The organism is Kitasatospora sp. NPDC054795, assembly GCF_053611565.1.
In genome coordinates, this window is record NZ_JBSHAP010000204.1 from 1 (window position 1) to 10618 (window position 10618).

General features: G+C 72.4%; 8 protein-coding genes and 1 rRNA gene. 7 read left to right on the plus strand and 2 right to left on the minus strand.

Annotated features, from left to right (window positions below; genetic code table 11):
• The 5 genes from rrf to ACWGJO_RS39400 all read left to right on the plus strand — a co-directional run.
• Positions 1-69: ribosomal RNA gene (rrf, locus tag ACWGJO_RS39380) — 5S ribosomal RNA — on the plus strand; the annotation flags it as partial.
• Positions 70-351: 282 nt separating this feature from the next.
• On the plus strand, positions 352-2943 hold the full coding sequence (locus ACWGJO_RS39385; RefSeq protein WP_452190481.1) for an ATP-binding protein: 2592 nt from the start codon (positions 352-354) through the stop codon (positions 2941-2943).
• A gap of 118 nt (positions 2944-3061) precedes the next feature.
• Positions 3062-3742 (plus strand): response regulator, encoded by a 681-nt coding sequence (locus tag ACWGJO_RS39390; RefSeq protein ID WP_049657530.1) that lies wholly within the window; start codon positions 3062-3064, stop codon positions 3740-3742.
• Between the two features lie 65 nt (positions 3743-3807).
• Positions 3808-4215, plus strand: coding sequence for an OB-fold nucleic acid binding domain-containing protein (locus tag ACWGJO_RS39395; RefSeq protein WP_359909898.1), 408 nt, complete (start codon positions 3808-3810; stop codon positions 4213-4215).
• Positions 4216-4217: 2 nt separating this feature from the next.
• Entirely contained in the window at positions 4218-4940 is a 723-nt protein-coding gene (locus ACWGJO_RS39400; RefSeq protein ID WP_359909901.1) for a DUF3159 domain-containing protein, read from the plus strand.
• Between the two features lie 91 nt (positions 4941-5031).
• Here ACWGJO_RS39400 and ACWGJO_RS39405 read toward each other — a convergent pair whose 3' ends face one another.
• Entirely contained in the window at positions 5032-5703 is a 672-nt protein-coding gene (locus ACWGJO_RS39405; RefSeq protein ID WP_359909904.1) for a potassium channel family protein, read from the minus strand.
• The gene (locus ACWGJO_RS39410) at positions 5703-6371 is read right to left on the minus strand and encodes a potassium channel family protein (RefSeq protein WP_359909907.1); all 669 of its coding nucleotides are present in this window, start codon (positions 6369-6371) and stop codon (positions 5703-5705) included. The genes ACWGJO_RS39405 and ACWGJO_RS39410 overlap by 1 nt, the downstream gene beginning before the upstream one ends.
• 248 nt (positions 6372-6619) lie before the next feature.
• Between ACWGJO_RS39410 and ACWGJO_RS39415 the strand changes: the two genes are divergently transcribed.
• Both ACWGJO_RS39415 and ACWGJO_RS39420 read left to right on the plus strand, forming a co-directional pair.
• Positions 6620-8695: an APC family permease gene (locus tag ACWGJO_RS39415; protein WP_452190483.1), complete on the plus strand. Its 2076-nt coding sequence runs from the start codon at positions 6620-6622 to the stop codon at positions 8693-8695.
• A gap of 371 nt (positions 8696-9066) precedes the next feature.
• Positions 9067-10416: a class I SAM-dependent RNA methyltransferase gene (locus tag ACWGJO_RS39420; RefSeq protein WP_452190485.1), complete on the plus strand. Its 1350-nt coding sequence runs from the start codon at positions 9067-9069 to the stop codon at positions 10414-10416.
• Positions 10417-10618: the final 202 nt, after the last annotated feature.

Here is a 10618-nt window from a genome sequence, read left to right on the forward strand (position 1 = left end):
GAAGCTAAGCCTTACAGCGCCGATGGTACTGCAGGGGGGACCCTGTGGGAGAGTAGGACGCCGCCGAACAATTATTCAGAAAAGCCCCTGATCCATTCGGATCAGGGGCTTTTCGCATTTCCGGACCGGGTGGTCCGGATGGTTCGGACGGGTCCGACAGGCCGGCTCCGGTGCCTCCGAACCTCCCGGACAACCCCCGCCGAGTGGCTGCTCCACCGTCAATATGCCGCTAAAACCGCCTGATCAGCGCACTGATCAGCGGAAAATCGCGTCGCACACCGTAGTCTCGAAGGCAAGGGGAACAGGTGTCCGGGGTGTCCTCCGGGCCGGGTCGGATCAAGAATGGTGCTCATGGGACGAGGCAGGCTGCGCATCTACCTCGGGGCAGCCCCCGGGGTCGGCAAGACGTACGCCATGCTCGCCGAGGCGCACCGGCGCCATGAGCGTGGCACGGACGTCGTGGTCGCGTTCGTGGAGGACCACGGCCGCCGGCGGACCGCGGACATGGTCGCCGGGCTGGAGGTGGTGCTGCGCCAGCAGGTGGTGCACCGCGGTGCCCGTTTCTCCGAGATGGACCTGGACGCCGTCCTCGCCCGCCGCCCGCAGGTGGCCCTGGTGGACGAGCTGGCCCACACCAACGTCCCCGGCTGCCGCAACGAGAAGCGCTGGCAGGACGTCGAGGAACTGCTGGCGGCCGGGATCGACGTGATCTCCACCGTCAACGTCCAGCACCTGGAGTCGCTCGGCGACGCGGTCGAGGGCATCACCGGGGTGCGCCAGCGCGAGGCCGTGCCGGACGAGGTGGTCCGGCGGGCGGATCAGATCGAGCTGGTGGACATGTCCCCGCAGGCGCTGCGGCGGCGGCTGGCGCACGGCAACGTGTACGCGCCGGAGAAGATCGACGCCGCGCTCGCGAACTACTTCCGTCCGGGCAACCTGACCGCGCTGCGCGAGCTGGCGCTGCTGTGGACCGCGGACCGGGTGGACGAGTACCTCCAGAAGTACCGGGCCGAGCAGGGCATCGAGGGCACCTGGCAGGCCCGGGAGCGGATCGTGGTGGGCCTGACCGGCGGGCCCGAGGGGGCGACGCTGATCCGCCGGGCGGCCCGGATCGCCGCCCGGGTCTCCGGCGGTGAGCTGCTCGCCGTGCACATCTCCCGCTCGGACGGGCTGGTGGGCTCCGGCTCGCCGCAGACGCTGATCGAGCAGCGCGTGCTGGTGGAGAGCCTCGGCGGTTCCTTCCACGCGGTCCTCGGCGACGACCCGGCCGGCGGGCTGCTGGACTTCGCCCGGGGCGTGAACGCCACCCAGATCGTGCTGGGCACCAGCCGGCGGCCCGCCTGGCAGTACCTGTACGGGCCGGGCGTCGGCACCACGGTGACCCGGGAGGCCGGGGACATCGATGTCCACATGGTCACCCACGAGCACGCCGGGCACGGGCGGCGCGGCAAGATACCGGTCCGCCGGATCACCGACCTGGGCCGTACCCGGACGGTCGCCGGCTGGCTGATCGGGCTGGTCGGCCCCCCGGTGCTGGCGATCGTGCTGACCGCGATCGGCGGGCTGGGGCTCTCCACCGACATGCTGCTGTTCCTGTCGCTGACGGTGTGCGCGGCGCTGGTCGGCGGGCTGCTGCCGGCCATCGGCTCGGCGCTGGTCGCCTCCTCGGTGCTGAACTACTACTTCACCCCGCCGCTGCACACCTTCACCATCAACGAGCCGCAGAACATCATGGCGGTGGCGATATTCACCATCGTCGGCATCTCGGTGGCGTCGGTGGTGGACCTCGCGGCCCGGCGCACCCAGCAGGCGGCCCGCAGCCAGACGGAGGCGCAGACGCTCAGCGCGCTGGCCGGCACGGTGCTGCGCGGCGCGCCCAACGGCGACGGGGTGCTCACCGCGCTGATGGAGCAGGTGCGGGAGACCTTCGGGCAGGAGAGCGCCGCGCTGCTGGAGCGGCCCGATCCGCTCGCGCCCTGGGTGCCGGTGGCCACCGCCGGCCCGCGCCCGCCGGAGCGGCCGGAGGAGGCCGACGTGGACGTCCCGGTCGGCGACAGCCTGGCGCTGGTGCTGCGCGGCCGGGTGCTGCCCGGGGCGGACCGGCGCCTGCTCGGGGCGTTCGCCGCGCAGGCCGCCGTGGTGCTGGAGCGCCGCCGGCTGGCCCGGGAGGCCGCCGAGGCCCGCCGGGAGGCCGAGGGCAACCGGATCCGGACGGCTCTGCTGGCGGCGGTCTCGCACGACCTGCGCACCCCGCTGGCGGGCATCAAGGCCTCGGTGAGCTCGCTGCGTTCGGCCGACGTCGACTGGGACCCGGAGGACGAGGCCGAGCTGCTGGCCGGCATCGAGGCCGGGGCGGACCGGCTGGACCACCTGATCAACAACCTGCTCGACATGAGTCGTCTGCAGACCGGTACCGTCACCCCGCTGATCCAGGAGACCGACCTGGACGAGGTGGTGCCGTTCGCGCTCGGCGGGGTGCCGCTGGAGTCCGTCCGGCTGGAGGTGCCGGAGACGCTGCCGATGGTCCGGGCCGACGGCGGGTTGCTGGAGCGCTCGCTGGCCAACCTGGTGGAGAACGCCGTCAAGTACAGCCCGGACGGCGTCAAGGTGCTGGTCAAGGCCGACGAGCTGCGGCAGCCGGGGCGGCCGGCCCGGGTCGAGCTGCGGATCGTGGACCGCGGCCCGGGGGTGCCGGAAGAGGCGAAGGAGAAGATCTTCGCGCCGTTCCAGCGGTACGGGGACGCGCCGCGCGGTGCCGGGGTGGGCCTCGGACTCGCGGTGGCGCGCGGTTTCGTCGAGGCGATGGACGGTACCGTCACCGCCGAGGACACCCCGGGCGGTGGCCTCACCATGGTCGTCAGCCTGCCCGTGGTCGACCGGCCGCCCGAAACGGGGGAGCCGGGCGGCGAGGGTGGCGGTCCGCTCCCGGAGCTGATCACCTGAGAACCGGCGGCGCACCGGCCGGGCCGGGTGCCCCTCCCGGGGCCGCGCGCCGCAGCGAAAGTCGTAGAGCCAGTCCCCAGTCCGTAAGTCAGACAGCCCCGAAAGGCGGAGCCCGCACATGACCCGGGTCCTCGTCGTGGACGACGAACCGCAGATCGTCCGCGCGCTGGTGATCAACCTCAAGGCCCGCAAGTACGAGGTGGACGCGGCCCATGACGGCGCGAGCGCCCTGGAGCTGGCCGCGGCCCGCCATCCGGACGTGGTCGTCCTCGACCTGGGCCTGCCCGACATGGACGGGGTCGAGGTGATCCGCGGCCTGCGCGGCTGGACCCGGGTGCCGATCATCGTGCTGTCGGCCCGGCACGCCTCGGACGAGAAGGTCGAGGCCCTGGACGCCGGCGCCGACGACTACGTCACCAAGCCGTTCGGCATGGACGAGCTGCTCGCCCGGATGCGGGCCGCCGTGCGGCGGGCCGAGCCGGTGGCCGGGGAGGCCGACTCGCTGGTCGTCACCGAGTCCTTCACCGTCGACCTCGCGGCCAAGAAGGTCAACCGGGACGGCGCCGACGTCCGCCTCACCCCGACCGAGTGGCACCTGCTGGAGGTACTGGTCCGCAACGCCGGGCGGCTGGTCAGCCAGACCCAGCTGCTGCAGGAGGTGTGGGGCCCGGCGTACCGCACCGAGACCAACTACCTGCGGGTCTACCTCGCCCAGCTGCGCCGCAAGCTGGAGCGCGACCCCTCGCACCCGCGCCACTTCATCACCGAGCCGGGCATGGGATACCGGTTCGAGAGCTGACCCCGGCCGCCCCCGGCGGTCGAGCGACCTGCCGCCGGGGGGCCGGAACCCGGTACCCTTCCGACATGAGTGGTGACAACAGCAGCGGCCAGCCGCAGGGGCGGTTCCGCCGCATGCTCAGCCGGCTGACCTCCTCGGCCGAGGAGCTGGACGCCGAGGAGCTGCGTCAGGAGATCGCCGCGGAGTCCGGCTGCACGCCGATCGCCGGCTGCGGGGACCGCGATCTGGTCACCGTCGCGGGCACGCTGCGCACGGTGACGCTGCGGCCCCGGGCGGGTGTGCCCGCCCTGGAGGCCGAACTCTTCGACGGTACCGAGGCGCTGGACGTGGTCTGGCTCGGCCGCCGTTCGATCGCCGGGATAGAGCCCGGCCGCCGGCTGGTCGCCAGCGGCCGCATCGGTCACGCACGCGGGCGCCGCGTGCTGTTCAACCCCCGCTATGAGCTGCGTCCGGTCGGACACGGGAGCGAATGAGCGTGAGCAACCAGCCCGGCGGCGAGGCCGCCGCCCAGCTCGACCTGGCCGTCGACCCCGCGGACGCGGAGGCCGCCCGCAGGGCCGCCTCCAAGGAGGCCGCCGACACCGTGCTCCAGGCCTTCGGCGGCGTGCGCGGCATGATCGACATGACGCTGCCAGGCCTGGTCTTCATCGTCACCTACAACCTGACCCACCAGGTCAGTACCTCGGCCTGGGCCGCGCTGGGCCTGAGCGCCCTGTTCGTGGTGGCCCGGCTGGCGAAGCGGCAGACCATCCAGCACGCCTTCAGCGGGGTGTTCGGTGTCGCCCTCGGCGCCTGGATCTCGATGAAGAGCGGCAAGGCCGAGGACTTCTACCTGCCCGGCCTGCTCTGGAACGTCGGCTACTGCATCGCCCTGGCGGCCTCCGCGCTGGCGCGCTGGCCGATGATCGGGGTGATGCTCGGCCCGATCACCGGCGAGATGTTCACCTGGCGCAAGGAGAACCCGGGCCGCCTGGCCGCCTACACCAAGGCGACCTGGGCCTGGGTGCTGATCATGGGCCTGAAGCCGGTGATCCTCTTCCCGCTGTACTTCACCCACAACGTCAACCTGCTGGGCTGGCTGAAGGTCGCCCTCGGCATCCCGCCGATGCTGCTGGCGATGTACGTGACCTGGCAGATCCTGCTGAAGGCGCCGCCGCCGATCAAGGCGCAGCTGGACGAGGAGGAGCCGGCGAAGTAGCCGCCTCCGGCCGGCCGGGAGGCCGGTCCGAACGACGGCGAAGGGCCCGCACCCCGACGAGGGGTGCGGGCCCTTCCGCTGTGCCGCGGGGCTACTGGGCGCCCGAGGTCGCCGAGAGGAGCTGCTCCAGCTCCTCCTCGCGCTCCTGCGCGGCGACGAAGAGCAGCTCGTCGCCGCCCTCCAGGGTGTCGTCCTTGCCCGGCACCAGCACCCGGCCCTCGCGGATGATGGTCACCAGCGCGGTGTCCTGCGGCCAGGCCACGTCGCCGACCCGGATGCCGACGAGCTCGGTGTCGGAGGCCAGGGTCAGCTCGACCAGGTTGGCGTTGCCCTGGCTGAAGCGCATCAGGCGGACCAGGTCGCCGACGCTGACCGCCTCCTCGACCAGCGCGGACATCAGACGCGGGGTGGAGACGGCGACGTCCACGCCCCAGGACTCGTTGAAGAGCCACTCGTTCTTGGGGTTGTTCACGCGGGCGACCACCCGCGGCACCGCGTACTCGGTCTTGGCGAGCAGCGAGACGACCAGGTTGACCTTGTCGTCACCGGTCGCGGCGATCACCACGTGGCAGCGCTGGAGCGCGGCCTCGTCCAGCGAGGTGATCTCGCAGGCGTCGGCCAGCAGCCACTCCGCCATCGGAACCCGCTCCACCGAGATGGAGTTGGGGTTCTTGTCTATCAGCAGGACCTCGTGGCCGTTCTCCAGCAGCTCGCCCGCGATCGAGCGGCCCACGGCACCGGCCCCGGCAATGGCGACCCGCATCAGTGACCCTCCTCCTTCGGTCCCTGCGCGAACGCGGCCTCGACGGCCGTCAGGTCGGCCCGGCGCAGCATCACGTGCACCAGGTCGCCCTCCTGCACCACCATCTGCGGCGAGGGGAGCATTCCCTCGCCGAGCCGGGTGACGAACGCCACCCGGGTGCCGGAGGCCTCCTCCAGCCTGCTGATCCGGTGGCCGATCCAGCGCGGGTCGTACGCGACCTCGGCGAGCTGCACGCCACCGCTCGGGTCCTGCCACAGCGGCTCGGCGCCGCTCGGCAGCAGTCGGCGCAGCATCTGGTCGGCGGTCCAGCGGACCGTCGCGACGGTGGGGATGCCCAGGCGCTGGTACACCTCGGCGCGGCGGGGGTCGTAGATCCGGGCGGCGACGTTCTCGACGCCGAAGTTCTCCCGGGCCACCCGCGCGGCGATGATGTTGGAGTTGTCACCGCTGGAGACCGCGGCGAAGGCGCCGGCCTCCTCGATGCCCGCCTCGCGCAGGGTGTCCTGGTCGAAGCCGACGCCGGTGACCCGGCGGCCGTTGAACCCGGCGCCCAGCCGGCGGAACGCGGTCGGGTCCTGGTCGACCACGGCCACCGAGTGGCCCTGTTTCTCCAGGGCTCTGGCGAGGGCGGAGCCCACGCGGCCGCAGCCCATGATCACGATGTGCACCGGCGCTTACCTCACCCGTCCCGAAGGGGCCTTGACCTGCGCAAACACCGTTCAGCTCCGTTTCCCGCCCGGTCGTCCGGGACGAGGTTCCTCGTGGGGGCGCCGACCCGGCAACGCTCGACAACCAGAGTGTTGCCCGCCGACTCGTATCCGACACGCTAGCCGGTCCACCGAACGCAGTCGCGACGAAGGGGGGGACAAACGGCGGAGCCTTGACCGGGGAGCCCCTACGATTCCTTAACGTGCCTATGCCGACTGACCTTCCGAAACGCATCCTGATCGGGCGCGCCCTACGCAGCGACAAGCTGGGCGAGACGCTTCTGCCCAAGCGGCTCGCGCTGCCCGTGTTCGCCTCGGACGCGCTCTCCTCGGTCGCGTACGCCCCCGAGGAGATCCTGCTCACCCTCTCCCTCGCGGGCGCCTCGGCGATCCATTTCTCCTGGCAGATCGGCGTCGTCGTGGCGATCGTGATGCTCGCCGTGGTCGCCTCGTACCGGCAGAACGTGCACGCCTACCCCAGCGGTGGCGGTGACTACGAGGTCGCGACCGTCAACCACGGGCCGGCCGCCGGTCTGGTGGTCGCCAGCGCCCTGATGGTCGACTACGTGCTCACCGTGGCCGTGTCGACCACCTCGGGCGTCGCCAACGTCGTCTCCGCGGTGCCCGCGCTGCGCGGCCACGAACCGGTCCTGTCGGTGATCGTGGTCGTGCTGCTGATGGGTATGAACCTGCGAGGCGTGCGCGAGTCCGGAAGCGCCTTCGCCGTTCCCACCTACGCCTTCATGGTCGGCGTGATCGGGATGGTCGGCTACGGGGTGTTCCGGCACTTCGCGCTCGGCCAGGACATGCCCGCCGAGAGCGCCGGGTTCCACCTCGCCGCCACTCCCGGCAACGACTCGCTGGCCGGCTTCGCGCTGGTGTTCCTGCTGCTGAAGGCGTTCTCCTCGGGCTGTGCCGCGCTCACCGGCGTCGAGGCGATCTCCAACGGCGTGCCGGCCTTCCGCAAGCCCAAGAGCAAGAACGCGGCCACCACGCTGCTGATGATGGCGAGCATCGCCGTCGTGATGTTCATGGGCATCATCTGGCTGGCCCGGCTGACCGGTGTCCAGATGGCCGAGAACCCGGCCGAACAGCTCGTCGGCGCCTCGCCGGACTACCACCAGAAGACCGCGCTGGCGCAGATCAGCGAGGCCGTGTTCAACAACTTCACGCCCGGCTTCTACTTCGTCGCGGCCGTCACCGGGCTGATCCTGGTGCTCGCCGCCAACACCGCCTTCAACGGCTTCCCGGTGCTCGGCTCGATCCTGGCCCAGGACCGCTACCTGCCGCGCCAGCTGCACACCCGCGGTGACCGGCTGGCCTTCTCCAACGGCATCATCCTGCTGGCGATCGCCGCGATCCTGCTGATCCTCGCCTTCAACGCCGATCCGACCCGGCTGATCCAGCTCTACATCGTCGGCGTCTTCGTCGCCTTCAACATGAGCCAGTCCGGCATGATCCGGCACTGGACCCGGCTGCTGCGCACCGAGACCGACCCGGCCGAGCGCCGCCGCATGCAGCGCAGCCGGGCGATCAACGCCTTCGGCCTGGTGATGACCATGGCCGTGCTGATCGTCGTCCTGGTCACCAAGATCAGCCACGCCTGGATCGCGATCGCCGCGATGGCCGTGCTGTTCGTGATGATGAAGGGCATCCGGCGGCACTACGACCGGGTCTCCGACGAGCTCATCGCCGCCGAGGAGCCGGACGACGTGGTGCTGCCCACCCGGGTGCACGCCATCGTGCTGGTCTCCAAGCTGCACAAGCCGGCGCTGCGCGCCCTGGCGTACGCCAGGCTGGCCCGGGCCCACACGCTGGAGGCCGTTACGGTCAACGTCGACCCGGCGGACACCGCGGCGCTGCGGCGGGAGTGGGACGAGCGCGGCATCGAGGTGCCGCTCAAGGTGCTGGACTCGCCGTACCGCGAGATCACCGGGCCGGTCCTGGACTACGTGAAGAACCTGCGGCGCAGCAGCCCGCGGGACGTGGTCTCGGTCTACATCCCGGAGTACGTGGTCGGCCACTGGTACGAGCACCTGCTGCACAACCAGAGCGCGCTGCGGCTCAAGGGGCGGCTGCTGTTCAAGCCCGGTGTGATGGTCACTTCGGTACCGTGGCAGCTGGAGTCCTCGGAGCGGCGCAAGCCGCAGAAGGCCTGGTCGGCGCCGGGTGCCGTCCGGCGTGGCGAGCCACGCGCGCCGAAGGCCGTAAAGTCGAAGGATTCCGTCTCCACCGGTTCGAACGCCGGGGACACCTCCGACCGCAGCAAGGACTCCTCCCAGTGACCCGCAACACTCCGCCCCGTTCCTCGGGCTCCTCCGGCAAGGGCGCCCGCCGGGGCGGCTCCCAGCCCGGGCAGGTCTCCCGGCCGCGCTGGGGCCGGCCGGCCCGTCCGGAGGCCACCGACCGCGACGGCCTCACCGCGCGCACCGCGCCGATCGTCCCGGGCGAGCGGGAGGACCGGGAGCCCGCCGGGCCGGCCGCCGGCAAGGGCGCCGCAGGCAAGACGTCCGCGGGCAAGGCGTCCGCCGGCAAGGCCTCCGGCAAGGGCGCGCCGAAGGGCGCCGGCAAGGGTGCCGCCCAGGACGCGCCGAAGGGCGCTGCCGGGGCCGGCCGCAAGGCGCCGCGCAAGCAGGCGGTGCGGCCGCCCAAGGCGCTGCGCGCCGGGGCCGCGCGGCCGTCGCGGCCCGAGACGCCGTCCGGGGAGCCGCTGGCCGGGCAGCGCTACGAGGTCGAGGTCGGCCCGGTCGCGCACGGCGGCGGGCACTGCGTGGCCCGGCACGAGGGCCGGGTGCTGTTCGTGCGGCACGCGCTGCCCGGTGAGAAGGTCGTCGCGCTGGTGACCGACGGGACCACCACCTCGCGGTTCCTGCGGGCCGACGCGGTGGAGGTGCTGGAGCCGTCCAAGGACCGGATCGAGGCGCCCTGCCCGTTCGCCGGTCCGGGCAAGTGCGGCGGCTGCGACTGGCAGCACGTCACCCCGGGCGGGCAGCGCAAGCTCAAGGCGGCGGTGCTGACCGAGCAGCTGGCCAAGCTCGCCGGGCTCACCCCGGCCGAGGCGGGCTGGGACGGCAGCGTCGAGCCGGTCGGCGGCAAGCTTCCGGCCGGGCAGGTGCCGGCCTGGCGCACCCGGGTGCAGTACGCGGTCGACGCCGGGACCGGGAAGGTCGGCCTGCGCAAGCACCGCTCGCACGAGGTGCAGCCGGTGGACCGTTGCCTGATCGCCGCCGAGGGCGTCACCGAGCTGGGCATCGAGGCCCGCGACTGGCCGGGGGTGGCGAGCGTCGAGGTGATCGCCGCGACCGGTTCCTCGGACCGCCAGGTGGTGCTCACCCCGCGGCCGGGCGCCCAGCTGCCGCTGGTCGAGCTGGACAAGCCGGTGTCGATCGCCCGGGTGGACGAGCAGGGCGACGTGCACAAGGTGCACGGGCGCGGCTTCGTGCGCGAGCGGGCCGCCGGGCGGACCTGGCGGATCAGCAACGGCGGCTTCTGGCAGATCCACCCGGAGGCGCCGGACACCCTGGTCGACGCCGTGCTGGACGGGCTGGACCCGCAGTGGGGCGAGAACGCGCTCGACCTGTACTGCGGCGTCGGCCTGTTCGCGGGCGCGCTGGCCGACCGGGTCGGCGAGGACGGTGCGGTGCTCGGCATCGAGTCCTCCAAGCAGGCCGTGGTCGACGCCCGGCACAACCTGGCCGCGCTGGACAACGTGCAGATCGAGTGCGACCGGGTCGAGACGCTGCTGCCGCGCACCGGCATCACCGCCACCGACCTGGTCGTGCTGGACCCGCCGCGCGCGGGCGCCGGCCGCGAGACCGTCGCCCACCTGGTCGGCCTGGAGGCGCGCCGGATCGCGTACGTGGCCTGCGACCCGGCGGCGCTCGCGCGGGACCTGAAGTTCTTCCGCGAGGGCGGCTACCGGCCGGTGTCGCTGCGGGCCTTCGACCTGTTCCCGATGACCCACCACTTCGAGTGCGTGGCGATCCTGGAGCCGGTCGGGCAGTGATTCCGGGCTGATTCCGGGCTTGCCCCGGGCCGACCCCGGGCGTCGGGAGTCACGGCAGGAGGCGGTCACCCGTTCGGGGTGGCCGCCTCCTCAGCCGCTCCCTCCTCGCCCTCCTCGGCCTCGCGATCATCGCCTTCGCGTTCGGTTACGCCATGGCCGGCCGGGTCCTGTCGCCGCTGGGCCGGATCACCCGGACCGCACG

Excerpts from the sequence above, each read along its gene's own strand:
- ACWGJO_RS39385 (WP_452190481.1), top strand. The coding sequence starts at position 352 with ATGGGACGAGGCAGGCTGCGCATCTACCTCGGGGCAGCCCCCGGGGTC.
- ACWGJO_RS39390 (WP_049657530.1), top strand. The coding sequence starts at position 3,062 with ATGACCCGGGTCCTCGTCGTGGACGACGAACCGCAGATCGTCCGCGCG.
- ACWGJO_RS39395 (WP_359909898.1), top strand. The coding sequence starts at position 3,808 with ATGAGTGGTGACAACAGCAGCGGCCAGCCGCAGGGGCGGTTCCGCCGC.
- ACWGJO_RS39405 (WP_359909904.1), bottom strand. The coding sequence starts at position 5,703 with ATGCGGGTCGCCATTGCCGGGGCCGGTGCCGTGGGCCGCTCGATCGCG.
- ACWGJO_RS39415 (WP_452190483.1), top strand. The coding sequence starts at position 6,620 with ATGCCGACTGACCTTCCGAAACGCATCCTGATCGGGCGCGCCCTACGC.